General features: G+C 59.7%; 23 protein-coding genes. 13 read left to right on the forward strand and 10 right to left on the reverse strand.

The window, feature by feature from the left end; translation table 11 throughout:
- Positions 1-7: 7 nt before the first annotated feature.
- Complete coding sequence (locus tag B5T_RS06265; protein WP_026949374.1) at positions 8-451, reverse strand: winged helix-turn-helix transcriptional regulator; 444 nt, start codon at positions 449-451, stop codon at positions 8-10.
- A 99-nt stretch (positions 452-550) separates the two neighbouring features.
- On the opposite strand from B5T_RS06265, the gene B5T_RS06270 reads away from it, so the two are divergent.
- Complete coding sequence (locus B5T_RS06270) at positions 551-1,774, forward strand: MFS transporter (protein WP_041716909.1); 1,224 nt, start codon at positions 551-553, stop codon at positions 1,772-1,774.
- A gap of 121 nt (positions 1,775-1,895) precedes the next feature.
- On the opposite strand, the gene B5T_RS22220 is transcribed toward B5T_RS06270, so the two are convergent.
- Both B5T_RS22220 and B5T_RS22225 read right to left on the reverse strand, forming a co-directional pair.
- Positions 1,896-3,926 (reverse strand): carboxylesterase/lipase family protein, encoded by a 2,031-nt coding sequence (locus tag B5T_RS22220; RefSeq protein ID WP_014993640.1) that lies wholly within the window; start codon positions 3,924-3,926, stop codon positions 1,896-1,898.
- Positions 3,927-3,962: 36 nt separating this feature from the next.
- Positions 3,963-5,963 (reverse strand): carboxylesterase/lipase family protein, encoded by a 2,001-nt coding sequence (locus B5T_RS22225; protein ID WP_014993641.1) that lies wholly within the window; start codon positions 5,961-5,963, stop codon positions 3,963-3,965.
- A 286-nt stretch (positions 5,964-6,249) separates the two neighbouring features.
- Between B5T_RS22225 and B5T_RS22230 the strand changes: the two genes are divergently transcribed.
- A complete protein-coding gene (locus tag B5T_RS22230; protein ID WP_014993642.1) occupies positions 6,250-7,068 on the forward strand; it encodes a helix-turn-helix domain-containing protein in 819 nt (272 codons plus the stop codon).
- Between the two features lie 30 nt (positions 7,069-7,098).
- Positions 7,099-7,380 (forward strand): hypothetical protein, encoded by a 282-nt coding sequence (locus B5T_RS06290; RefSeq protein WP_014993643.1) that lies wholly within the window; start codon positions 7,099-7,101, stop codon positions 7,378-7,380.
- Positions 7,381-7,555: 175 nt separating this feature from the next.
- Here the strand turns inward: B5T_RS06290 and B5T_RS23725 are convergent, their stop codons facing one another.
- Entirely contained in the window at positions 7,556-7,681 is a 126-nt protein-coding gene (locus tag B5T_RS23725) for a hypothetical protein (RefSeq protein ID WP_268237327.1), read from the reverse strand.
- On the opposite strand from B5T_RS23725, the gene B5T_RS06295 reads away from it, so the two are divergent.
- Complete coding sequence (locus B5T_RS06295; protein WP_041716910.1) at positions 7,680-9,800, forward strand: phosphatase PAP2 family protein; 2,121 nt, start codon at positions 7,680-7,682, stop codon at positions 9,798-9,800. The two genes, B5T_RS23725 and B5T_RS06295, sit on opposite strands and share 2 nt — an antisense overlap.
- Before the next feature lie 89 nt (positions 9,801-9,889).
- Here the strand turns inward: B5T_RS06295 and B5T_RS06300 are convergent, their stop codons facing one another.
- Together B5T_RS06300 and B5T_RS06305 are read right to left on the reverse strand one after the other, a co-directional pair.
- Positions 9,890-11,131 (reverse strand): NAD(P)/FAD-dependent oxidoreductase, encoded by a 1,242-nt coding sequence (locus tag B5T_RS06300; protein ID WP_014993645.1) that lies wholly within the window; start codon positions 11,129-11,131, stop codon positions 9,890-9,892.
- A gap of 56 nt (positions 11,132-11,187) precedes the next feature.
- The gene (locus B5T_RS06305) at positions 11,188-11,775 is read right to left on the reverse strand and encodes a TetR/AcrR family transcriptional regulator (RefSeq protein ID WP_041716911.1); all 588 of its coding nucleotides are present in this window, start codon (positions 11,773-11,775) and stop codon (positions 11,188-11,190) included.
- A 135-nt stretch (positions 11,776-11,910) separates the two neighbouring features.
- Here B5T_RS06305 and B5T_RS06310 point away from each other — a divergent pair, with 135 nt between their 5' ends.
- Both B5T_RS06310 and B5T_RS06315 read left to right on the forward strand, forming a co-directional pair.
- On the forward strand, positions 11,911-12,306 hold the full coding sequence (locus B5T_RS06310) for a RidA family protein (RefSeq protein WP_014993647.1): 396 nt from the start codon (positions 11,911-11,913) through the stop codon (positions 12,304-12,306).
- Between the two features lie 8 nt (positions 12,307-12,314).
- On the forward strand, positions 12,315-12,665 hold the full coding sequence (locus tag B5T_RS06315) for a VOC family protein (RefSeq protein WP_014993648.1): 351 nt from the start codon (positions 12,315-12,317) through the stop codon (positions 12,663-12,665).
- Positions 12,666-12,673: 8 nt separating this feature from the next.
- Here the strand turns inward: B5T_RS06315 and B5T_RS06320 are convergent, their stop codons facing one another.
- Positions 12,674-14,491 (reverse strand): hypothetical protein, encoded by a 1,818-nt coding sequence (locus B5T_RS06320; protein WP_014993649.1) that lies wholly within the window; start codon positions 14,489-14,491, stop codon positions 12,674-12,676.
- Positions 14,492-14,741: 250 nt separating this feature from the next.
- Complete coding sequence (locus B5T_RS06325) at positions 14,742-15,188, reverse strand: putative quinol monooxygenase (protein WP_014993650.1); 447 nt, start codon at positions 15,186-15,188, stop codon at positions 14,742-14,744.
- 126 nt (positions 15,189-15,314) lie between these two features.
- Here B5T_RS06325 and B5T_RS06330 point away from each other — a divergent pair, with 126 nt between their 5' ends.
- The 5 genes from B5T_RS06330 (at position 15,315) to B5T_RS06350 (ending at position 20,628) form a co-directional block, all read left to right on the forward strand.
- Positions 15,315-16,184: an AraC family transcriptional regulator gene (locus tag B5T_RS06330; protein WP_014993651.1), complete on the forward strand. Its 870-nt coding sequence runs from the start codon at positions 15,315-15,317 to the stop codon at positions 16,182-16,184.
- A 12-nt stretch (positions 16,185-16,196) separates the two neighbouring features.
- Positions 16,197-17,183, forward strand: coding sequence for an acyl-CoA desaturase (locus tag B5T_RS06335; RefSeq protein ID WP_193353779.1), 987 nt, complete (start codon positions 16,197-16,199; stop codon positions 17,181-17,183).
- 187 nt (positions 17,184-17,370) lie between these two features.
- Entirely contained in the window at positions 17,371-18,609 is a 1,239-nt protein-coding gene (locus B5T_RS06340; RefSeq protein WP_014993653.1) for a DUF1611 domain-containing protein, read from the forward strand.
- Complete coding sequence (locus B5T_RS06345) at positions 18,606-19,715, forward strand: alanine/ornithine racemase family PLP-dependent enzyme (RefSeq protein ID WP_014993654.1); 1,110 nt, start codon at positions 18,606-18,608, stop codon at positions 19,713-19,715. Before B5T_RS06340 ends, B5T_RS06345 begins: the two co-directional genes overlap by 4 nt.
- A gap of 157 nt (positions 19,716-19,872) precedes the next feature.
- On the forward strand, positions 19,873-20,628 hold the full coding sequence (locus B5T_RS06350) for an SDR family oxidoreductase (RefSeq protein WP_014993655.1): 756 nt from the start codon (positions 19,873-19,875) through the stop codon (positions 20,626-20,628).
- Positions 20,629-20,720: 92 nt separating this feature from the next.
- Here the strand turns inward: B5T_RS06350 and B5T_RS06355 are convergent, their stop codons facing one another.
- Positions 20,721-21,608 carry an AraC family transcriptional regulator gene (locus tag B5T_RS06355; RefSeq protein ID WP_014993656.1) on the reverse strand — a complete coding sequence of 296 codons (888 nt, stop codon included), beginning with the start codon at positions 21,606-21,608 and terminating at the stop codon, positions 20,721-20,723.
- Between the two features lie 99 nt (positions 21,609-21,707).
- A complete protein-coding gene (locus tag B5T_RS06360) occupies positions 21,708-22,046 on the reverse strand; it encodes a helix-turn-helix domain-containing protein (protein ID WP_014993657.1) in 339 nt (112 codons plus the stop codon).
- Positions 22,047-22,373: 327 nt separating this feature from the next.
- On the opposite strand from B5T_RS06360, the gene B5T_RS23360 reads away from it, so the two are divergent.
- The gene (locus tag B5T_RS23360; RefSeq protein ID WP_167321204.1) at positions 22,374-22,544 is read left to right on the forward strand and encodes a hypothetical protein; all 171 of its coding nucleotides are present in this window, start codon (positions 22,374-22,376) and stop codon (positions 22,542-22,544) included.
- A 222-nt stretch (positions 22,545-22,766) separates the two neighbouring features.
- A complete protein-coding gene (locus tag B5T_RS06365) occupies positions 22,767-23,120 on the forward strand; it encodes a hypothetical protein (protein ID WP_148279213.1) in 354 nt (117 codons plus the stop codon).
- Positions 23,121-23,139: the final 19 nt, after the last annotated feature.

A 23,139-nucleotide genomic window follows, 5' to 3' on the forward strand; every position in this document is an offset into this window, starting at 1 on the left:
CTTTTCTTTACGTCAGCTTCCTCACTTCCGACTGATCCGGGGGCAGCATATGGCCATCCTCATCCCGAGGGGTCATGAAGGGCACCGGCTTGCCGGTGTTCTTGTCGATCAGTAACGAATGGCGTTCGCCGCGGGCAAACAGGTGATGCTCACCCCATTGACGTAGCGCGACAACGACGGGAAACAGGCTTTCTCCCTTGGCGGTCAGCACATACTCCTGATAGGCGGTGCCGTCGGAAGCCGGCCGGGTGTCCAGCACACCCGCATCCACCAGGCGGCGCAGGCGGTCGGTGAGAATATTGCGGGCCATGCCGAGATCGCGCTGGAAGTCCCGGAAGCGACATACGCCGTCAAAGGCATCCCGCAGGATCAGCAGGCACCAGCGATCGCCGATCACATCGACGGCGCGGGCCACCGGGCAGGTGCTGTCAGAGCTGGGTCGGCGGGGCATGGCGTCTCCGATGATATCAGGTGGTGGATGTTGTAGTTGCATTTTAAAACTGGAATGCATAGCATCCAACCAGTTTCTATTTGCAACTGGTTGGATGCTATGACGACCTCCTCTGTTCCCTGCCCATCAACGGCGCGTGCGGTATTACCGCGTGCTCTGGTTCTGTTGTTCGCCGCCGCCAGCGGCCTGAGCGTGGCCAATGTCTATTACGCGCAACCGTTACTGGATGCGCTGGCGCTGGATTTCGGCATCAGTCATGCGGCCGTGGGGGGCGTGGTTACCGCTACCCAGGTGGGATGTGCGCTGGCTTTGTTGCTGCTGGTACCACTGGGGGATCGGCTGGATCGTCGCCGGTTGATGGCGGGGCAATTGCTGGCGCTGGTGGCGGCGTTGATTGCGGTGGGCCTGGCGCGATCAACGCCGGTGCTGTTGGCGGCCATGCTCGCCGTGGGTTTACTGGGTACCGCCATGACCCAGGGGCTGATCGCCTACGCCGCCAGTGCCGCGGCGCCCCATGAACAGGGTCGGGTGGTAGGTGCGGCCCAGGGCGGCGTCTTCGTGGGGTTGTTACTGGCCCGGGTTTTTGCCGGCGGTGTCAGCGATGTGGCCGGCTGGCGCGGTGTCTATTTCTGCTCGGCGGCAATGATGTTGGCACTGGCCTGGCCCTTGTGGCGCCGGTTGCCGGTTCTGGCAGTAGCTTCCAATAGCATGAGTTATCCGAGATTGTTGCTTTCCATGCTTGCGCTTCTGAGAACAGAAAAAGTTTTGCAAGTACGCGGTGTGCTGGCGTTGCTGATGTTCGCCGCCTTCAATATTTTCTGGAGCGCACTGGTGCTGCCGCTGAGCGCACCGCCCTATGAGTTTTCGCACACCCTGATCGGCGCCTTTGGACTGGTGGGGGCGGCCGGGGCCCTGGCCGCCGCCTGGGCGGGCGCCTGGGCGGACCGGGGTTACGGTCAATACACCAGTGCCGCCGCTTTGGTGTTGCTGCTGTTATCGTGGATTCCGCTATCGTTGATGGAATGGTCACTGTGGGCGCTGTTGATTGGTATCGTTTTGCTGGATCTCGGTGGTCAGGCCCTGCACGTTACCAACCAGAGCCTGATCTTTCGTACCCGCCCGCAAGCGCACAGCCGTCTGGTGGGTCTTTATATGCTGTTCTACTCGGTGGGCAGCGGCCTTGGTGCCATCAGCACGACAGTGACTTACGCGCATTCCGGCTGGGCGGGCGTCTGTGCCCTGGGTGCGGCGGTGAGTTTGCTGGCGTTGCTGTTCTGGGCGCTGACCCGAAAGCTGAAGCCCGGGGTGGGGTTTCGGGCTTGAGAGGACTGAAATCCGTGGCTTGAAAACAGGGTGTCAGGCCTGCCCTTCTCTTTGAGCCGAAGGCAAGACCTGACCACATCACCCTGCCAATTTTTGATCGGCCTTCAGTTACTCGCTGGGATTACTCCAACCCCATGGCCTCCGCAACACCGGCTTCCACGGAGGCTTCGGTATCCTGTCTGATTTCCAGGAAGCTGTCGTTGTCCCCGGTGTAGGCGGGCCACTGCAGGTGGGCTGGGCTGGGGTCGCCGGTTTTGGCGAAGTTGGTCCACATGGTCATCATCAGTTCCGCCACGGTTTCATCGTCCTGGCCGTACATCATGGAAACGAAGACATCCGCTACGTCGCCGTCCGTGCCGTCGATACCGTTTCCGTTCAGATCGCCGATCTCCGGCTTCTCGCCGTCCGCCGTGGTGACCAGCCCAAGTTGGTAGTTCTGCACCAGACCGGCCGGATGGTTGAACAGGTAGGGTAACTCGCAACCGTGGCAGCTCATGATGTCGCGGCTCAGCCAGCCTGGTGGGACCCGGGTGAATTTATAGATGTACTGGTCGGACTGATAATGCGAGGAGCGTTGAGCCAACCACACAGGCAGGGCGGCGCGCAAATGGGGGTAGTCACCGGCGGTGACACCGGCCATCAGGGGCACGTCGCTGGGCATGCCGTCGATAACGTTTTGATAATAGGTCTTGGGCTGATAGTAGTAATCCACATTGGGCCGGTAGGTTTGGCGAGGGATGCGGTGTTGTGCATCGGCATCGGTGAAAGCAGTCCAGGGCAGCTGCCTGGCTTGCTCCAGGGTATCCACGCCGACCCGGTCGAACAATGCCGTGCCCACCAGTTCGGATTCAGCCAGTGAATCCCCGGGCGCGCTGTCTGTTTCCAGAGGCGCGAAGCCGCTCATCACGATGGCCTTGTGAAACAGGCCGGCGGCCTGGGGCGAATTCATCAGTGAATAGCTTTTTCCGCCACCGCCGGATTGACCAAATATAGTCACGTTACCAGCGTCTCCGCCAAAGGCGGCGATATTGTCCCGCACCCACTCCAGGGCCATGACCAGATCCATCTGCCCGTAGTTGCCGGAGCCTCCGTAGCCGCTTTCTTCGCTGAGTTCGGGGTGGGCGATATAGCCGAAGGGCCCCAGACGATGGTTGACCGTTACCAGTACTACCCCTTTGCTGGTGAGGCTGTCCGGGTTGTTGTACTGCTTGGAGTTGGCGGAAAGAATGGCGAAGGCGCCGCCGTGAAACCAGACCATTACCGGCAGGTTGTCGGCGTTTTTCGGTGCGGAGATGTTGAGGTACAAAGAATCCTCGCTCATGCCGCCTTCATTGACGCTTTCCAGAGCCGTGGCCTGGGCGGATTGATCGGCCCAGTCCACGGCGTCGCGGATGCCTTCCCAGGGTTCGGGCTTCACCGGCGCTCGCCAGCGAAGTTCGCCGAGGGGCGGTTTAGCATAAGGGATGCCGAGAAATTGCCAGGTGTCTTCGTTCGCTTCGAAGCCACGCAGTTCGCCATCGGTGGTGCTGACGACGATCCGCGCGCTGGTGGAACGGGCGAAGTGCTCCACCGCCTCGCTAAGGTAGCGGACGCGGCGTGGGCGTGGATCGGTATCCGAGAAGGCCGCGGTGTTTTCCAGGTCGGTGAGGATCGATTGCAGATTCACGCGGAACTGGTCGGCCGATTGGTTGAAATCAATGGCATCCGCGTTGTCGGAAACATGCGAGCGGATAATATCGGTGATTTGAATGCCATTGTTCAGATCGCCATCCTGGTCCAGTGACTGCAGCAGAATGAGTTTGTTGCTCACGCGTTGGTCGTCGGCGGAGGTGGCATCCTCCGTGATGTTTAGCGGGGTGAGCTGTTGCGCCCCCTGCGCGCTGCCCAGTTTCAGCTCGCCAATGGAGAAAGCGATCTCTTCTCCGGTTTGATAGTGGAACTGACCGGCCTGGCCGGTGATGCCCGCCACGGTTTCGGTGCCGACGTAGTCGATCCCGGCCACCGGGCTGTCGATAAAGGTGCCCGTCTGGGTATCAGGGCCGGAGGGCCCGCCGCCGTGACTGTCGCTATTGCCGCCGCAGCCGGCGAGGATCAGGGGCGCCACGGCGATGAGATGCATCAGCCGTGAGCTTTGTCTCTGTTCTTTTTGCATGGTGCTCTCCTTGATTCCAGTCACCGTTATTTGCCGTTAGTCGCTCAGCACGTCGCCGAGTCCGGTCTTCGCTTCGGTGTTGGCACCTATTTCCACGTAGCTTTCACTGGCCGCGTCATAGAGCGGATAGTCGATGTCGCCCTCGATGCTCGGATCTCCGGTTTTGGCGAAGTTGGTCCAGATGGTGAGCATGCGGTCGATTACCTCCTGGTCGGTCTGGTCGAAACCGGCGGAGGCAAGAATATCTGCGGGGTCGCCTTGGGACCCGGATACACCGTTGCCATTGAGATCATCAATGACCAACGAATCACCGGTTGCCGGATCGGTCACCAGGCCCAACAGGTAGTGGGTGATGACGCTCTCTGGCATGTTGAATACGTAGGCCAGCTCGGCGGCGTGGTAGGCTTCCACGCCCCGGGCTTTCCAACCGGAAGGCTGGTGAGTGAAATAGGTGGCGTAGTGATTGGCCGAACACAGCGGCGCCATCCAGGGAAAGACTTCAATGGCGGTATTGGTGGGATCCGGGGTGTCGTTGGCGTTGATGCTGAACATAAACGGCACGTCGTTCTGGTTACCGGATTCGAAGGCGACGCGTTCGGAGTAGGGAAGATAGTGGTTGTCAATATTGGTGTAGGGCGTCAGCGTTGCCGCGGCCGCCGCCACTTCCTGCCAGCTCTTCTCGCGCATTTCAGCCAGGGACGAAGCGCCCAGCTCGGTTTGCAGCTGACTACCGACGGCCTCGGCGGCCGCCAGGCCGCGGGTATCCGGATAGAGCGTACCGCTCTGGCTGATCGCCCGATGGAACAGGCCGGCGGCGCGGGGTGAGGCCATCAACGAGAGCACTTTGCGGCCACCACCGGATTCTCCGAATATGGTGACGTTACCGGGATCTCCGCCGAACGCTTCGATGTTGTCACGTACCCATTCTAGGGCCGCGATCAGGTCCATTTGTCCGTAGTTGCCTGAGCCGCTGTAACCGCTCTCCGCACTCAATTCGGAGTGTGCGATATAGCCGAACGGCCCCAGTCGGTGGTTGACCGAGACCTGTACCACGCCTTTGCTCGCCACTGCTTTGGGATTATTGAATGGTTTTGTGTTACTGGTCAGCGCGGTGAATCCACCACCGTGAAACCAGACCATCACCGGCAGGCCATCGGCGTTCTTCGGCGCCGTCACATTGAGATAAAGCGAGTCTTCACTCATGCCGCCTTCACCAAACCGTTCCAGGGCGGCGTTCTGTGCGGCCTGATCACTCCAGGCCACGGCGTGGCGAATACCGGACCATGGCTCGGGTTCAACCGGCGGGCGCCAGCGCAGTTCGCCCAGTGGTGGCTTGGCGTACGGGATACCAAGAAACTGCCAGGTATGTTCATCGGCTTGGAAGCCACTGAGTTGACCGCTGTTGGTTTCAACCACCTGGCGGGGGGAGACGGCACGTTGGAAGTTCTCCTCGGCATCACCGGGGGTGGTCAGGCGGCGGGCTCTGGAATCGGTGTCGGAGAAGGCGCCGGCACTTTCCAGATTATCCACTACGCTTTGCAGGGCGGCATTGAAATCAGTGGTGGGCTGATCCAGGATCAGGCTGGCGGCGTGCGCGGAAACCTGATCGCGGATTTGTGGCGTGATCTGAATACCATTATGGAGGCTGCCATCGGCGTCCAGGGTGTGCAGCAGCACCAGGGTATTGATCATCACCGGTGTCTCTGCCGGTGTGGGCTCGGGTGACAGATTGGCGATGGTGAGTGTTCTTGCTCCGGCGGTGTTTCCCAGGGTCAGATCGCCGAGGGCGAAGGTGAGTGTCTCATCCCCGTTATAGTGGAATTGACCTGACTCGTCGGTGGTCTGCCATGGCGAATCACCCTGTTGGTAGCTGACGCCGGATATTGGCATGGCGCCGAACAGACCGGCTAGTTGCTCGCCGCCGGAATCCGATGACGATGAGCCACCGCATCCGGACATCAAGAGCGATAACGAGGATAGAGAGGCGATGACGGCGGCGCGGCGCCGCTGACGCCGATGGGGGACCTGCTTGGGCATGGTACAGTTCTCCTGACCCTTGTTGTTGTGATTTGGGCGAGCTGTCGTGGTTTGAATGGAAGTGCAATTATTTGATTTTCCGGGCGTGCTCGCCGCGTTTTGTCTTTATTCAGCTGACAAACATCAGGATGGCTTAAAGCAGGTCGTCAAGAATTGAACGGTTTTGCCCTGCCACCGCAAAAACGTACAAGTCTCCAGGATCGAGCTTTCGGCTATGATGGGAGCGAGCGGGGCAGGAGCTGGCCGTGGAAGACCAGGCGGCTGTGCCGCGCGGAGGAGAGATTCCATGGCGGTGAAACACTCGGAACGGGACAGTTCGGGATTCGGTACCCTGTCCCACGAGGTGAAGGATAACGTCTACATGATCGGTCGGTCCGGCTTTATCTATACCGCGCCGTGGATCGATACTCGTGACACCCGGCCGCCGTCGGCGGCGGTTCTTCTTTCCGTTGGCGAGGGCCGGTTTACCGTGTCCGCCGGCGGCCAGGAATGGCGTGGCCGTGCCATCCTGGTGCCGCCATTCGTCCCTCGCAGTTTGCTGGCGGCCAATGTGCCCCTGGTCTGCTGCCATGTGATGCCGACGTCTCCCCATTATGATGCCCTCAACGGGTTGGCCAAGGGGCGGGTATTGCTGCTGGATCGGGAGCAGTTCGGCAATCTGGATCAGGAACTGGCAGCGCTTTTTCAGGGCAGATTGTCGGCCCGCAGGGCTGCCGAGGTTTATCAAACGGTGTTGCGGGTGCCCTTCCGGCACATGCCGATACCGCCTCAGATGGACTCGAGAGCTAGACGTCTTCGCGAACTCCTGGAGGCCGAGCCGGAAGTTTCACTGGCGCAACTGGCCGAGCAGCTGGGTGTATCCTATTTCTGGGCGTCCCGGGTGATCAGTGACGTCTTCGGTATGTCTCTGCGTGACTACAAGGCGTGGCGAAAGTTGCAGCGGGTGTTTGATTTGCTCCATTCGGACCGAAGCATCACCGAGATCGCCCATGCCGCCGGTTTCACTGATTCGGCGCATTTGTCACGTACCTACCAACGCTGGTTCGGCCAGCCGCCCTCATACAGCCGTAACCGGCGCTATGTACGCATCTTGCGCTGCTGGTAGCCTGGTTCCGGTGGCACCGGAGATCACAGTATGAATGACGATATAGCAAAGCTGCCCCCTGACGTTAGGGAGAAGGTGCTTCAGTCCAGGGAGGCCTTTCGTATTGCCAGCGAGATCGCGGATGCGATCCGCAGCGCCTCGCCGGACATTGAGGACTTATCTGTTGCGTATTCGAAAGGCATTGTTTCGGTCTCCGGCGTGTCAAAGAGCCCGGAGGCCAGAGGGGAGGTGGCTGGGATTGCGTTACAGTATCCTCTGGTAACAGGGGCTGATGTGGATATCGCTTCTGCCTTTGGGAATGAGTTGCCATAAAGAACCGACGAGCCCACGGCGGTGCATGCTAAAAGAAGAGAGCTGACTCCCAACATTATTTGAAGGCCAGTGGCGAGCTGATTCAACTTCGTTAGATGGAGGGCGGGGTCGGACCCGGCGCCGTTTTGTGGTTTCTTAAGATGCCAGTCATTCAGAGCGGTATGTAACAGAAAGGTCATTTTTGATGACTAGGATGGATCGCTTTGGCGAAGGCGGTGACGTTTGCAAAGGCGAGCGCCGCCTTCCTTTCTTGTGGCAAGAAATTCAACCCGATTCCATCTTTGATAAGTGAGCCGTTCATGACTTTCCATTCGTTGCCAGGAGCGCGCTCCGGCGGTCTGATGTTGGCCGCCGTGGCCGCACTGGCATTGTCCGGCTGCGGTGGCAGCTCAAGCGATAGCGATTCTTCCTCCGATGTTGGTAAGCCCGAGCAGCCCGTGGGGACCGGCAGCGAGCTGATGGTTGCAACACCGTCGGTAGCCTACCCTCTGCCTGCCAGCCGGTATGCCGAAAACAACGCGGATGACACCTTGCGCTGGATCATTGGTGACAACCCTGTAGCCAAGCTTCTCAGCGGCATCAATGACATCTGGAAAGGAACGTCGGACGGCTATCAGAGCGCGGCATCAGGCAGTGGTCCGGACAGCTATCTGACGAATCCGATCATTAATGCCGAGGTCTGGGCCGCCAACATGCAGTACGTCATCGACGTGACCCATGAACGCTCCGATGAGCAGGCCGTCCTGGCGTTCCTCGACGATAGCCGCAGCAAGAACTACAGCGTGATCGACGGCTACGGGCCGCTCACCGAGGCCTATGTCGAGAACTCCGGGGCCTATGTGGATATCCCCGTGCCGACCACCGCCCAGGTGTTGGAGGATGAGCACTACCAGCCCGGCTCCAATGACAATATCGTCTTTGCCGGGGATCAGGCTTCCACGCTGGGGGAAGTCGTTACTCTGGTGGATGCCTTCCGCCAGCGCTCGCCGGCTTCCACTAACGCATCCAAGTATATCTTCTCCACGCCGCGTCCCTGGCGGATGACCGATAGCGGAGAGATCGATTTCCTGGGTACCGTCAAGGATTACACCTGCGTGGACAGCGCCGGCAATAGCGAGATGCGCACGGTGGACAGCTACATCACCAGCGTGAAAGTGGTGCCGGGCCTGATGTGCGCGCGCCGTGCTCACAGCACCGGTGATCATGACAAAGGGCTGTACACGGAGGACACCGAGAACCGTCGCAAGGATGGGGGCTATCCCAGCGGCCATACCAACGCCGGTTATCTTGCCGCCATGGCCTATGCCTACGCGCTGCCGCAGCGCTATTCGGAAATGCTGACCCGGGGCTCGCAACTGGGTGAAAGCCGTATCATGGCCGGCATGCATTCACCGCTCGATGTCATTGGCGGCCGCGTTCAATCCATGATCGTTGCCAGCTACGCGCTCAATCAGCCGGCTATCCTGGATCAGGCGACCGCGGCGTACCAGCGTACTCAGCAGTTCTTCGGTGATCTGGCCGAGGCCGAAGGGATGGATTTGTACCAGTACGCCCACCGTCCGGTAACCGACCAAGCGGAACTCATCGACGGAGCCAATGTTCGCACCGAAGTCTACGACAACAATCTGTATGACGATCGTGAGGCCAACAAGGAAGCATACCGCTTCCGCATGACCTACGGTTTGCCGCAGGACCCGAGTAAGGCGGGCCAGGACCCGATCGTGCCGGAAGGCGCGGAAGCCCTGTTGGCCACGCGCCTGCCGTACCTTACCGGCGAGCAGCGCCGGGCGGTGCTTTATACCACCTCCATTGATTCCGGGTACCCGGTGCTGGACGCCACCAATGGTTGGGGCCGCCTGGATCTGGTGACCGCCGCGGATGGCTATGGCGCCTTTCTGGGCGATGTCACCGTGACCATGGATGCCAGTCTTGGCGGGTTCAACGCACGGGACTCCTGGCAGAACGATATTTCCGGTGCAGGCCGTTTGCTCAAGGAGGGCGATGGCTATCTGGCGCTGACCGGTGAGAACACCTATTCCGGCGGCACCCTGGTACAGGATGGCACCTTGGCGGCGCTCTCCCCATCCGCGTTCGGTTCCGGAGATGTCTATGTCGATGAAGGCTCGGTCTTGGTGGATGTGGAGGGTGCTTTGGCTGTCCCAGGCAATCTGACGGTGGACGGCGGCGCGCTGACGCTACGAATGGATGATGATCAAAGTCAGCTCACGGTGGGGGAAACCGTTTATATCGATGGCGGGACCCTGGTACTGGATTTCCAGACACTCGCCCCGCAAAGCGGTGTTGAGTTCACGCTATTGAGCGGTGCTGTCGTGGCCGGAACGTTCGACGCCGTTGATGCCGGTGATGTCGCGGTGGAACTGGTCTATACCCCGACCAGCGTGATTGCCACCATCCAGTAAACCGTGACCATGAGGGCCCGGTGACGGTGTTGTTTGACCCGTCCACGGGCCCGCTTTCATCGAGAAGACGCCTCACCGCTATCCGGGTGTCAAAACCGATCCACCCGATAAGGCCTCATATCCACATCGGTGGGCTCACCGTCCATCATCTGTCCCAACAATCTCCCGGTGATCGGTCCCAGAGTGAAACCCTGATGACCGTGGCCGAAGGCCAGCCATAGCCCAGGCAAACCGGGCGCCGGGCTGATGATTGGCTTCATGTCCGGGGTGCAGGGGCGGGCGCCCATCCAGGGTTGAGGATCGAGGCGCTCGCCCAGCGGAAACAGCTGGCGGGCGGTGGCCTCGGCGGCGGCCAACTGTTGGTAGTGGGGTGTGGCGTCGTGGCGGGCCAGTTCGGCACCGGTGGTGAGACGTATGCCGGCGCGCATGGGGGCGAGCAGGTAGCCGACCTCGGCGTCCATCACCCAGTGCCGCAGGCGGGCACCGCCGCGGGCGCCGTAATGCATGTGATAGCCGCGTTTGACGAACAGGGGCACGGAAAGGCCTTGTTGTGATAGCCAGTGCGTGGACCAGGGGCCCAACGCCAGTATCACCTGCTCGGCGGACAGGGTCTCGTCGCCGACCTCCGCCCGCCAGACGTTGCCGTCAGGGGACAGCTTCCGCAGAGCCCCCTGAATAAACTGTCCGCCTCTCTCCTGAAACGCTTTGGCGTAGGCGGCGACCAGGGCGCCGGGATCCATGACGGTCCAGGGCTGGGTCCAGTGAATGGCACCGGCGAGGCCGGGAGAGAGGTCGGGTTCCATGTCGGCGAGCGCCGTACTGTCCAGAACGCGATGGGTAACGCCATAACGTTGTCCATCGGTTTGTGCCAGTCGGCATTCCTTGTCCAGAGCCTCGGCGGTGCGGAGCACTTCGAGATAGCCGTCCCGGCGAATCAGAGCCTCGGCGCCGGCCACATCGATCATCGGCGCATGAGCGTCCAAAGCATGGCGGATGAGAGCGGCGTACTCGGGCACGATGCGAGCGTAGCGCTCCGGCTCCGAGTTGCGCCAATACTGAAGCAGCGGGCCGGCGGCTTGAACCATACCGGAAGGTTGGTAGCGGATGTCGATTTGCCGGTTGGGCAGCACCCGCATCAGCGTGGCCAGGTCCCGGGGGAAACGATAAGGGCGTACGGCTTCGCGCTGGATGATGCCGGCGTTGCCGAAGGAGGTTTCCCGGCCCGGCTCATTGCGGTCGACCAGGGTTACCCGGTGACCGCGTTCAAGCAGATGCCAGGCGGCGGATACGCCGACCATGCCGGCTCCCAGAACCAGAATGTTGCGCGACATCGTTACGTCTCCCTCTCTGTTGGTGTCTGGCCGCCGGGGTTTTTAAATGCCGGATGTTATCGTCGCAACCCCGTCGCCAGCTCCAGAAACGCCGCCACCGCTTTTTTCAGTACCGCCTGTGGATCGTCGGCGGCGGCGATCCACAGCGCCGCATTCAGGGCGGCGCCGTTGAGAAGGCGAGCGGCGGCCTCGGCGTCCACCGGTTTCAGGGTGCCGTCATCAATCAGCCCCCGCAGAATCGACTCGGTCCGGCGCAGGCAGGCGGTCTGGTTGGGCCATTGCGAGGGATCGCCCAGTACCGCCGGCCCGTCCAGCAGCATGATGCGCTGGATTTCCGGCTCCAGTGCCATCTCGATATAGGCAACGCTTTCCAGTAGTAACCCTTGCCATTGGTTGGCCGCATGCTCTTGGGCGATGCGCATGCGCTCAAGCATTTCGCCGTCGATCTGGTCGACCACGGCTTGCAGCAATCCCTTCTTGTCGCCGAAGTTATGGTAAAGCGCGCCCCTTGTGAGGCCGGCGGCGGCGGTCAGATCATCCATGGAAGCGGCGGAATAGCCTTGACGGGCGAAGGCCCGCCGGGCGGCTTTTATCAGTTTGGCGCGGGTTTCCTCCACCATCTGTGCGCGTCGCTTTGCTGCCACGGTGCTCTCCTGTTCCTTCATGAATCAAATGACATACGCATCGTATGCTTGATTGCATACGGAGCGTATGTTTAGAATGCTGTTCGCATACGATGCGTATCTTAACATTGGGTGTTCTCAAAGAGGAGTAGAACCATGGCCAAACGCGATGCGGTTTTTCCTGCCGGCCGGCAGGCGCTGTATGACATCAATCGCTATTCGGCGGCGATCCGCTCGGGCGACTTTCTGTTCGTCTCCGGGCAGGTGGGCAGCCGCGAGGATGGCTCTGCGGAGCCGGATTTCAAGCAGCAGGTTCAGCTCGCCTTTGATAACCTGGCGGCGGTACTGGATGCCGCTGGTTGCAACTTCGACGACATCGTTGATGTGACCACTTTCCATACTGATCCGGAAGCGCAGTGGCAGGCAATCAATGAGGTTCGGCTGGCAGTGATCGGCGAGCCGCCTTATCCGAACTGGACCGCGGTGGGGGTGAATTGGCTTGCCGGGTTTGATTTTGAAATCAAGGTCATCGCGCGCCTTCCCCACAGTTGAGGTGAACTATGAACGTCAAACGCATCATGACCAACATCGAGACATCGGATCCTGAGAAGGCCGCGCTCTTTTATGGCGACATACTGGGCCTTGACCTGTTGATGGATCACGGCTGGTTGCAGACTTACGGCTCGGCCGAGACGATGCGGGTCCAGGTGAGTTTTGCCTCCGAGGGTGGTTCGGGGACTCCAGTGCCTGATCTGTCCATCGAGGTTGATGATGTCGAGGCGGCGCTGGCGCGCTTCAAGGCCGCGGAGATCCCGGTGGAGTACGGCCCTGTCAGTGAACCCTGGGGAGTGCGGCGGTTCTATGTCCGCGATCCTTTCGGGAAGCTGATCAATATCCTGCAACACGAATGACGGTGTGGCTATTCCCGTGGGGCCGGCTCCTCCAGATCCAGTTCCACCTGATATTCCACGATCTTCTTGTCGCCTCTGTACCAGACTTCAAAAATCTCCGGTGAGCCGTTGTAGTAGATGACATCGACGCCAGGGCCCTCGGTTCTTGGGAAGTGAAGGCCAGTGACCTTGCTCAGATAGCGCTGGTCGGCGCTTTTGGCGAAGAACAGATAGGTCTTCTCGGAGCGTTCGTTATTGCTTGCGGGTTTAAAGACGGCGCGGTCGATAACGACCATGTTGTCCATGATGCGCACGCCATCGGGCAGGTTGTTTCGCCCGTGGCCTTTGGGGGTCAGATTCGGTGTGGTCACCACGGGCACGGTGGCGGAGAGTCGCACCGGCTTTTCAGGAAAGCGGTCGGGGTTGTACTCGATCCGGCTGACCATGAACCGATAATAGTCCGGGTCGTCACTGGGCACATCGATGGGAGCGCCCTGGGCATTGAGAAAGACGATGTCGTCAGCCCCCGGCTTTTGATAACGGTCGAATATATCGAGGAAGCGGTCGCTTTGTACTGGCGGGTAGTAAAGCTTTACCTGGGCGCTGTACTTCAAATCCGCCGATATCTCGTTCTGACGAATGTCGATGGCTGTCTTCATTTCGTCGGCGTTGAGATCAACCTTGCTCTGGATCGAGTGGTCATAGACAGGGCGGAGGGTGGGGATCCGCTCCAGCGTATCCAGATCGACGCTCGGCGTGGGCTGCCGCCTGGCCAGGTTGCGGATGGGTAAGTCGAGACGCTGTTTAAAAGGCGTTTGCTTGGCTTCCTTGTCAAGCACGGTTATCCGGGCGGTTTTAACGGAGCCGCTGAAAAAGAAGTGCTTGTGGAGTTTGTTTGCATACTTTTCATTCAACTCGCCCTGCATTTCGTCGAATCGTTGGTCTATCTGCGTCTCCGTCAGTGTCCCTTCAAGGGCGCGATCAATCAGGCCGTCGATGATAAGGTCGGAGGCTTCATAAAGTTCAGCGCGGCCGGTGCGGGTACCTGTGTGGGCAAGGTACTTTCCGGTGTCATCGAGGGCTTCACCGATAATGTCCTTGCTGCCTAATGATGGCGGTTCGCCGCTGGAGGAGGACACTTCAATGGCGTACGAAAAGTCGTTGGCCTCCACCAGCGTCACCGTGTACCCGTCCTTCGATTGAGACTGGTCGACATCCGGGCGACTGAAGTCAAACTGGATCAGTTTTTGGGGAAGTTGAACAGAGAACTCACCGACCAGTGCCACGGGGGCCGGCTCGTCCGGGCCAAGGGGATCACGATAGCAAAACGTACTCCGGGCGCCGCTGTATTCTATTTCGGCATTGTATGAGCTTCCCGAAAAATGATTCGGCAACTCGGTGGTCTCGCCATTATCCAGCCGGATGGCGGTCCAGGCCAATTGGTGCTGGAAAGGGTAGTCGAAAGGTTCGCGCGGCCAGACGCAGCTTCTGTCCCGATAGGTGGTGGCGGCGATCTGGTTGGCCAGGAACACTTCTGTCAACTCATCGATGCTCGAGTAATCGTCCAGGCGGGCCAGTTTGGCGGTGGTATAGGCGGTATTTCGTGGTGGTGCCTGGAAGTCCAGTTCCATCCCATCGGTGAACATGGCGTCGTACACCAGATTACGGAGTGACTTCCGGAGTGCCTCGTCTTCCACGGATTCCAAGCGGGAGAGCCTGGCGTCTTTCTTTTCCAGCATCGCGTCCGTCAGCGCCTGAATATCCGGAGACTCATCATTGGGGATGATCAGGAAAAAGAGGGCGGCGGCTATTGCTATACCAGAAAGCGCAATGAGGGGTTTCTTCATGATGGGATCGGGACTCCTGTCAAACTGGCTCCAGTGTGCTTTTCCCGCATACCCGGCTGGTATGCCGGAGGGAGATAGTTCGCCTGGGCGGGCCGTGGAAGAGCGGGATGCGCATCGCGCGGGATTGTCGCACAGATCGGAGGGTGAAGGCATGCAGGTGGCGTGGCACCGGACCAGGCCGGAGAGCGCACGCCGCCGGAACCACGGGGCCGACGGCGGGTTGGCGGTGGGTTGGTGGTGGACGGAGCGTTCAGCGCCGGGTAAATACCTCTTTGCTCATTAGTACATCCAGTCTATGGACGTGGGCGGGGTAGGCCAGTAGCGCGTTCATCCGTTCAACATCCCGGAAGATATCGCCGCCGCCGCCCTCCACGTGCGCCTGTCGTCCGGCCAGATCCGGGAAAACCTCGAAGATGCCAAAAGTGGTTTGCGAATACCGTACCGCGTACCAGGGGCCGGTGGCCGGTTCCTCCTGCACACAGCCGAGAATGTCTTCGAGCATGCGGATGACCTGATTTTCCTTACCGGGCAGAGCCTCGATGTGAATATAGAAGGCCTTCGGCCCTTCTTCGCCATCCAGCCCGGATACGCGTACACCACGATGAGGGTGCTCCCGGTGAGACGGAGCCGGATCAGGGGTTGGTCCTGGAGAGGCGGTGCTTGCCGCGCCTGGTGATTTCGTTTCGTCTGTCATCATTCACCTCCATTGCAGAGGTTTTACGGTAGAACGGTACGGCGAGCCGGTGATGCCTGAAGTTCGCCGCTTTTTGCCTGATTGTCCATTTCGCTTTACGTGGTGGAAGTCGGTGGGCAAGAATAAGTCATGTCTGATGCTCTGCGTGACGCGGTCCAGCGTTATACCCAAGAACACGCCAACGCGGACGGTATCGCTGGTACCCCGGTGCGGGGTCTTTTTCTGGTGCGTGGCTTCTCGCCCGGCGAACTGGAACATGCCATTGCCAGTCCTCTAGTGTGTCTGGTGCTGCAAGGCAGTAAGCGCGTCACCATTGGCGATAGGGATTTCAGCTTTAGCGCGGGCGACTCGATGATCGTCACCGCCAATGTGCCGACGGTGAGCCGCATCAGTGAGGCGACGATCACCAGGCCCTATCTGGCGCTGGCCTTGGATCTGGATCCCGCGGTGATTACCGATCTGGATGTGGCCATGAGTATGGCGGGTTCGCCTCAGGAGCCTGTGGGCATCAACGTTGACGAAGAACTTCGTAACGCGATGTTCAGGCTGGTCCGGTTATTGGGGCAACCGCAATCGCTGTCCGTGCTGCACAAGCAACTGGTCAGGGAGATACATTACTGGTTGCTGCTTGGCGATCAGGGAAAGGCGATTCGCCGCTTGGGCTTGCCGGACGGCCAGGTTCGACGCATCGCCCGTGCCGTGGCCATACTGCGCAAAGACTATGCGCGGCCGCTACCGATTGAGCGCCTGGCGAAAGCGGCGGGTATGAGCCGCTCCGCCTTTCACAAACACTTCCGCGCGGTTACCTCGCTGTCGCCATTGCAGTTCCAGAAGCAGCTACGTCTGATCGAAGCCCGCAGATTGATGTTATCCCAGGGAAAGACCTCGAGCCGGGTGGCTTTCGAGGTCGGCTATGCCAGTGTGTCTCAATTCACCCGGGAGTATGCCCGCATGTACGGACGGCCGCCGGTCCGGGATCGTAACACCACGGTAACTTAGAGGGAGTGCAGTATGGATACTAACGCTCATACGCCGAGAATCCTGGCGTCTCCGGGCACGAGTCCCGTCTCGGGCCGGGTGCATTGGGCGCCTGCCAAGTCGCTGTGGTATCTGGCGCATGTGTCGATAGCAATTGTCGCCGGATATCTAACGTTTTCGCTGTCTTCTTTCCTTGTTTTTATAGGCACCACGGGGATCACCTTGTGCCTTGGGCATTCCTTGGGAATGCACCGCCGGCTGATCCACAATGCCTATGAATGTCCGCTTTGGCTGGAATACCTCTTTGTCCACTTCGGCGTGCTGGTCGGTATGGCCGGCCCACTGGGGATGATGCATCAACACGATCTGCGCGACTGGGCGCAAAGACAGCCGGATTGCCATCCCTACCTGCGGCACGGAGAAGGCCTTTGGAAGGATGGCTGGTGGCAGCTCCATTGTGATCTGGCGCTATGCGAGCCGCCGGAGTTTGATCCGGAGCCGCGAGTCGCCAATGATCGTGTCTACGCTTTCATGGAGCGAACCTGGATGTGGCAGCAGCTGCCTTGGGCTGTGCTGCTGTTCTGGGTAGGGGGATTGCCCTGGGTGGTTTGGGGGATTTCCGCGCGAATTGCCGTCTCGGTAACGGGACATTGGCTGGTGGGTTATTTCGCCCATAATCGTGGACAGCGCGACTGGCATGTTGAAGGCGCGGCGGTACAGGGCTTCAATATTCCCGCCGCGGCTTATCTGACCATGGGAGAAAGCTGGCATAACAATCATCACGCTTATCCGGGGTCGGCGTTGCTGGGATTGTATGAGAATCAACCGGACCCGGGTTGGTGGGTGTTGAATCGCCTGCGGGATCTCGGGCTGGTATGGTCGATCCGATTGCCGGAAGACTTGCCCAGCAGGCCGGAACTAAGCGCTTTGACAGCGACGGATTGCACGGAAAGAAGGCGGCACCTGCCCTTGTCGCGCTCTCCGAACAGGAGTTCCCACCATGAAAATGGTCGTCAATAACGAGCCCCGCTCATTGCCATTATCTGGCGATGAACCGTTTATATTCACCCTGTCCGGGCCGATTCGTGATACCATGGCTGCCGACCACCCCACCGCTTAGTGGGGATCTCTCGTTGTTTTTTCGGCCACCCTGGCCGGCCTAATCGCTATTGCCCCTCTAAGCGTCGCGCCGCTTGAGGAGCTCACCATGACCATCGTTTCCCCCATTTCGTTGCGAGCCCGTCCGTACTCCGCACAGGCTCCGCCCGCCGCCGTCCCGTCCTCCCGATCCCGCCCGCCGCTTGTTCCTCCTGAACCTCCTCTTCATAACGCTCACACTTTTGTTACCCGCGCGCGCTCGAATATCGCTACCGCGATTGTCTACTGCGAAGGACAGTTCGGTGATATCGATGGCAAAACCGCTAACGGACTGATCCGCCACTCCGAGAAATACACTGTTCTGTCGGTGATCGACAGCCGCCAGACCGGTGAGGATACCGGCACCATTCTGGATGGTAGCGCGAATGGCATTCCGGTTTGCCGTGATCTGAGCGACGCTCTGAGCCAGGTGGATACGGTGCCGGATTTTCTTATCTTCGGCATGGCGCCGGCCAGCGGGCTGCTGTCCACCGAGCAACGGGAAGTGGTGCTGGCGGCCATGGCCGAGGGCATGAGCATCATTAACGGGCTGCATGAGTTCCTCAACGATGATCCGGAATTCGCCGCCGCCCGGATTGCCCATAAAGTGGATATCGTCGATGTCCGCTGTCCCCGGCCGAAGAAATTTTTGCGCCTTTTCAGCGGCCGTATCAGTGAGGTTACCTGCCCTCGTATCGCGGTGTTGGGCACCGACTGTGCCATTGGCAAACGCACCACCGCCACTGTTCTCACCGCGGCGCTCAACGCCATGGGGCTCAAGGCGGTTATGGTCGGCACCGGGCAGACGGGGATCATCCAGGGGGCCCGCTACGGTGTGGCTCTGGACTCCGTGCCTTCGCAGTTCTGTGCCGGTGAGTTGGAAGCCACCATCGTCGAGGCCTTTCACGCCGAGCAACCGGATGTGATCATCATCGAAGGGCAGGGTGCGCTGAGCCACCCGGCTTTTTCCACGACTTCCTTCGTTCTGCGCGGGGCCTGCCCTCATGGTGTGGTCTTGCAGCACGCTCCGGCACGTGAATTTCGATGCGACTTCGCCACCATGGCCATGCCGGATCCGGCGGATGAAATCCGCTTGATCGAGACCTTTTCGCCTACGCGGGTGATTGGTTTGACGCTCAACCACGAACACATGGGTGAGGGCGAGGTGGCTTCGGCGATCGACGCCTACACCCGCGATCTCGGTATTCCCGTCACCGATGCGCTGACCAGGCCTGCCCAGTACCTGGTGGATATGGTGTTCGCGGCTTTTCCGGAACTCGCCGTCCGATCTCAAGGAGAAACGCAATGAACGCTCCGCGCCTGGAAGTGGATCTGGACAAGATCACGCAAAATGCCCGTCTCCTGGTAGAGGAGTTGGGTGAAAACGGCATCACGGTGACCGGTGTCACCAAATCGTGCATGGGATCGGTGGAGGTCGCCAAGGCGATGTTGCGCGCTGGCGTTAACGGGCTGGGGGACGCCCGCATCGAAAATATCGAAGCAATGCGCCAACAACGTATCGCGGCACCGATCATGTTGATTCGCTCACCCATGCTCAGTCAGGTGGAAAGGGTGGTCCGGCACGCGGACATCAGCTTCAACACCGAGCTTGCGGTGGTACGCCGGCTTTCCGCCGCGGCCCAGCTTGCGGAGCGAACTCACGGTGTGGTGTTGATGGTGGAACTGGGTGACCTGCGCGAAGGTATTCTCCCCGGTGATCTGGTCAATGCCGCCCGGGAGGTGTTGCGCCTTCCCAATCTGGTTCTTACCGGTATTGGCACCAATCTGGCCTGCCACAGTGGCGTGGCGCCGGATGCGGCCAATATGGCGGATCTGTCGGCTCTGGCCGATGAGCTGGAGGAAACACTGGAAGTGAAGCTGGAACTGGTATCCGGTGGTAATTCGGCCAACCTGGATTGGGCCTTGGGGGCAGGCCGCAAGGGGCGGGTCAACCACTTGCGCCTGGGAGAAGCGATTTTGCTGGGCCGGGAATCGCTACATCGCCAGCCGGTCGACGGCCTTTATACCGACGCCATTGCCCTGGTGGCGGAGGTCATCGAGTCCAAAATCAAACCCTCCCTCCCTTGGGGCACCTTGGGGGAAACCGCCTTTGGTGAAGGCGTTACGTCCATGGATCGTGGCGATATGGCCCGGGTGATTCTGGCCATCGGAGAACAGGACCTGGATCCGGATGGGCTACAGCCCCCTGAGGGCTTGTCCATCCTTGGCGCCAGCAGTGATCACCTGATTCTCAATAGCGGCACGCACCGGCTGCAGGTGGGCGGCGAGGTTCGCTTCGGCGTCAACTACAGTGCCTTGATGCGGGCAATGACCTCGCCGTTCGTGCATAAAGCGATGGTCCGGGGAATAAAAAACAAACCGGGCGCGGTGCACTCTCTGTATAACAGGCGCTGAGTCTGCCGTCAGAGCGGGGTTGGCCTGCCAATGCCGCCAGGGCCGAAGAGAACGGGTTGGAGATTCGGGCAAAGCTAATCGACGATCCGGCAGCGACCGGACTTCGGGCGGCTTGCCATACTGTCAGCACGTTATCCCAACGTTGAGGGCATGAAGCATGACCAGAATCTCTTTAATTACCGGTGCCAGCCGTGGGCTTGGCCGCAACACGGCCTTGAGCATCGCCGGTAAAGGCGGCGATGTTGTACTCACCTATCTTCACGGGCGAGAAAACGCCGAGGCGGTGGTGGCGGAAATCGAGGCGATGGGCCGCAGGGCAGTGGCCTTGCAACTTAATACCGGTGAGGTTGCCGGCTTTCCGATTTTCGCCGAAAAGTTGCGCAAGGCGCTAATGGCGACCTGGCAGCGTGAGACTTTCGATCACCTGATCAATAACGCGGGCCATGGCGAGATGGTGTCAATGGCGGAGACCACCGAGGCGCAGTTCGATACGCTGATGAACGTGCATTTCAAGGGGGTGTTCTTTCTCACTCAGGCGTTACTGCCGCTGATCGTCGATGGTGGCCGTATCGTCAATCTGTCTTCCGGTCTGACCCGGGTGATCTCTCCCGGCTTTTCCGCCTACTCGGCGATGAAGGGAGCCGTTGAAGTCCTCAGCCTCTACATGGCCAAGGAATTTGGCCACCGTGGCATTGCGGTGAATACAGTGGCACCGGGGGCCATCGAGACCGATTTTCTTGGTGGTGCTGTTCGCGATACACCGGATCTGAATCAGATCTTCGCGGAGATGACACCACTGGGACGGGTTGGCGTGCCTGATGACATCGGACCGATGATCGCCAGCCTGCTGAGTGAGGATAATCGCTGGATAAATGCTCAGCGGATCGAGGTATCAGGGGGGCAGGGTATCTGATGGTCTCTCTGTTTTGTTCAGGCCTGCCGCATTGGCCGGCCTTTTTTTTCGGGTATCGATTGCTTGGGCTATTGGTTTGCTCTGAAAGCCGGTCAGTTCTGTAAACGATGCTTCATGGCCTCGGCATCCCTGGCCGGCGGTTGGCTGAACATTCGGCGATACTCCCGGGAAAATTGCGACACGCTCTCATAGCCTACGGCAAAAGCGGCGCTGCTTGCCGACACGCCTTCCGCCATCATTAACCGGCGCGCCTCGATCAGCCGCAGTTGCTTCTGGAACTGCAGAGGTGATAGAGAGGTGACGTTGCGAAAGTGCTGATAGAAGGAGGAGTGGCTCATGCCAGCCACGGCGGCCAGGCGTTCCACCGGCAGGGGACGGGTAAACTCTGCTCGGAGCAAGGTCACGGCACGAGCTATCCTCTGCTCATGACCGTCGGGGTAGCCGAGCCGCCGAATCGCGGCGCCGTGCCGGCCGGCCAAGAGCCAGTAGTGCAGCTCTCTTACCCGTTGTTTGTGGAGTACGGGTACTGATTCCGGACGATCCAATAACTGCATCAGTCGCAGCGCGGCGTCGGCCACTTCCGTGTCGGTGGGTTGGAATCGCACGGCCGCACCCTCGGCGGCGGGGCCGGCGTGCATTTCCATGGTTAATTCGGTGATCACCGCTGGATCCAGGTCCATGACCAGGGACATATAGGGCGTTTCGACACTGGCTTGGAGTACCTGACTGACAATCGGCACGTCCGCGGTGATCAGTAGTGAATCCCCGGCCTCGAAGATGAGTGTCTGAGTGCCCATGGTGACCTGCTTTTTGCCTTGCAGCACGAGGCAGGCCAGGGGCCGCGAAATGGCGTACTCCAGGCTGCTCGGCGTGGTCGAACGAATGGTTGTCAGCCCCGGAATCGGCGTTTGCGCCAGGCCCGTGGCGTCGGCGTGATGTGCCAGGTAACGGCGAACAGCCTCAAGCAAGGCCTTGATCATGGTTCGATCCTAATCGATCCGGGAAGAGTACGGCTACCGGGTTGGAAGGAACGAGCAAAGGGTATGGAGAATTCGGCAAGGCATGCCGTCTCTGCGTTGCTAATCGGCACCCCGGCGCTGGGCCAACTGGTTGCGGGCGAAGGATAATATTTCCCGGAGCACCGGCTCCGGGGCTTCCTCGGCGATGGCGACCAGGGCTTCCCGCATTTCGCTTTCCGTTTCCACCGACGGAAACAGAAAGAACTCCTGTAATTCCACTCCCAGCACCTTGGACATCGTCACCAGCGTGTCCAGCGACGGAAAGTATTTGCCGGTTTCCAGCCGTGAGATATGGCGGCTGTCCACACCGACGCCTTCCGCCAGATCGTTCTGGGTCAGATGCCGGGCACGCCGCAACAAGCTGATGCGCTGGCCGATGAGTTGTTTGGGGTTCTTCATGGCTGCTCCTCTCCTGCCGGGCAGTTCAGCAGATAGTGGAGCCTTCAAGAACGACGTTTTGTGATGATTTTTATATTAAATGTGATGTTGAACGGTTATTTGATGTGTGTAGAATGTAGATAAATGGACAAAAAGAGGCATATAACGCCTATTTTGTTTATTTTTTGACCTTTTTGTATCAATGGACGCCGCGTCTCAGCGGTGTTGCCGAACCGGGACAAGCGTGAAGAAGGGACGGAGCAGGTCTCTGGAGTGATCCTCTGTTGGCCTGTTATCAGAGGTTGGGCTTGGAAATGATCCTGACGTGGGGTTATGGGGCATGTTCGAATGGAGGTAGCCTTGGGTGGTGGCGGGGTGGCCATGGCGGCGTTCTTGATCGGCGTCGTATTGGTGGTATCGGGTTATATTCTGCTCTGGGGCATGGAGTGGTTGGAGGATTTTTATTTGATACGCCGGGAAAAACGCTTCCGAAAACGGATGCCTGGGGAGGAGGAGTGAGCCATCCGGAAGATGGGAGGGCATGGAGAACATGAGCCGGATGCCTTTATGGGCGGTTCCCGTGCAATCTAGCAGCTTCCTTTTCCCGGATCCGAGAGGTGGGTTTCATTTTCGTAACCGAGCTGGTATCCCGTAATCTCAGGCAGTGTCTTCGCCCCCCCAGGAAGCCACGATCAAAGAACTGATGATCGGGTGGAGGGGCGATGTGGTGCCGGCAATCGGATGGATGACGTTATGGGCCGCTGGTGGCGTCCAAGCAAAGTGATACTGAGGCAAAACCGGGATCATCGTGGCTTCCGGTATCTTGCCGCCGAATTACAGAGCAACGGTGATCTGGTGTTCGTGGGGCAGGATCTGGGCGCGGGTGTCTCCGAGAGCCTGGGTTGTTCCGAATATGAATGGCAGTGGACGATAAAAGCCGCCGATTTGCCGAAGCTGAGGGCGGCGTTACAAACCCGCAAGCCGGTGCTGGCGGCGTTGAAGCAACGTTTTGCCGGGGATGAGTCGGTCCGGCTGTACGCGTTTTTATGCGCCTGCGCGGTGCCGTTCGAAACCTTCAGCCGGATCGGTGATTGACCGGGAACCGGCTGTCCGG

The organism is Alloalcanivorax dieselolei B5 (assembly GCF_000300005.1).
Classification (GTDB): Bacteria; Pseudomonadota; Gammaproteobacteria; order Pseudomonadales; family Alcanivoracaceae; genus Alloalcanivorax; species Alloalcanivorax dieselolei.

Coding starts and splice junctions, on each gene's coding strand:
- B5T_RS06265 (WP_026949374.1), bottom strand. CDS start 451: ATGCCCCGCCGACCCAGCTCTGACAGCACCTGCCCGGTGGCCCGCGCC.
- B5T_RS06270 (WP_041716909.1), top strand. CDS start 551: ATGACGACCTCCTCTGTTCCCTGCCCATCAACGGCGCGTGCGGTATTA.
- B5T_RS22220 (WP_014993640.1), bottom strand. CDS start 3,926: ATGCAAAAAGAACAGAGACAAAGCTCACGGCTGATGCATCTCATCGCC.
- B5T_RS22225 (WP_014993641.1), bottom strand. CDS start 5,963: ATGCCCAAGCAGGTCCCCCATCGGCGTCAGCGGCGCCGCGCCGCCGTC.
- B5T_RS22230 (WP_014993642.1), top strand. CDS start 6,250: ATGGCGGTGAAACACTCGGAACGGGACAGTTCGGGATTCGGTACCCTG.
- B5T_RS06290 (WP_014993643.1), top strand. CDS start 7,099: ATGAATGACGATATAGCAAAGCTGCCCCCTGACGTTAGGGAGAAGGTG.
- B5T_RS06295 (WP_041716910.1), top strand. CDS start 7,680: ATGACTTTCCATTCGTTGCCAGGAGCGCGCTCCGGCGGTCTGATGTTG.
- B5T_RS23725 (WP_268237327.1), bottom strand. CDS start 7,681: ATGAACGGCTCACTTATCAAAGATGGAATCGGGTTGAATTTCTTGCCA.
- B5T_RS06300 (WP_014993645.1), bottom strand. CDS start 11,131: ATGTCGCGCAACATTCTGGTTCTGGGAGCCGGCATGGTCGGCGTATCC.
- B5T_RS06310 (WP_014993647.1), top strand. CDS start 11,911: ATGGCCAAACGCGATGCGGTTTTTCCTGCCGGCCGGCAGGCGCTGTAT.
- B5T_RS06315 (WP_014993648.1), top strand. CDS start 12,315: ATGAACGTCAAACGCATCATGACCAACATCGAGACATCGGATCCTGAG.
- B5T_RS06320 (WP_014993649.1), bottom strand. CDS start 14,491: ATGAAGAAACCCCTCATTGCGCTTTCTGGTATAGCAATAGCCGCCGCC.
- B5T_RS06325 (WP_014993650.1), bottom strand. CDS start 15,188: ATGATGACAGACGAAACGAAATCACCAGGCGCGGCAAGCACCGCCTCT.
- B5T_RS06330 (WP_014993651.1), top strand. CDS start 15,315: ATGTCTGATGCTCTGCGTGACGCGGTCCAGCGTTATACCCAAGAACAC.
- B5T_RS06335 (WP_193353779.1), top strand. CDS start 16,197: ATGGATACTAACGCTCATACGCCGAGAATCCTGGCGTCTCCGGGCACG.
- B5T_RS06340 (WP_014993653.1), top strand. CDS start 17,371: ATGACCATCGTTTCCCCCATTTCGTTGCGAGCCCGTCCGTACTCCGCA.
- B5T_RS06345 (WP_014993654.1), top strand. CDS start 18,606: ATGAACGCTCCGCGCCTGGAAGTGGATCTGGACAAGATCACGCAAAAT.
- B5T_RS06350 (WP_014993655.1), top strand. CDS start 19,873: ATGACCAGAATCTCTTTAATTACCGGTGCCAGCCGTGGGCTTGGCCGC.
- B5T_RS06355 (WP_014993656.1), bottom strand. CDS start 21,608: ATGATCAAGGCCTTGCTTGAGGCTGTTCGCCGTTACCTGGCACATCAC.
- B5T_RS06360 (WP_014993657.1), bottom strand. CDS start 22,046: ATGAAGAACCCCAAACAACTCATCGGCCAGCGCATCAGCTTGTTGCGG.
- B5T_RS23360 (WP_167321204.1), top strand. CDS start 22,374: ATGGAGGTAGCCTTGGGTGGTGGCGGGGTGGCCATGGCGGCGTTCTTG.
- B5T_RS06365 (WP_148279213.1), top strand. CDS start 22,767: ATGGATGACGTTATGGGCCGCTGGTGGCGTCCAAGCAAAGTGATACTG.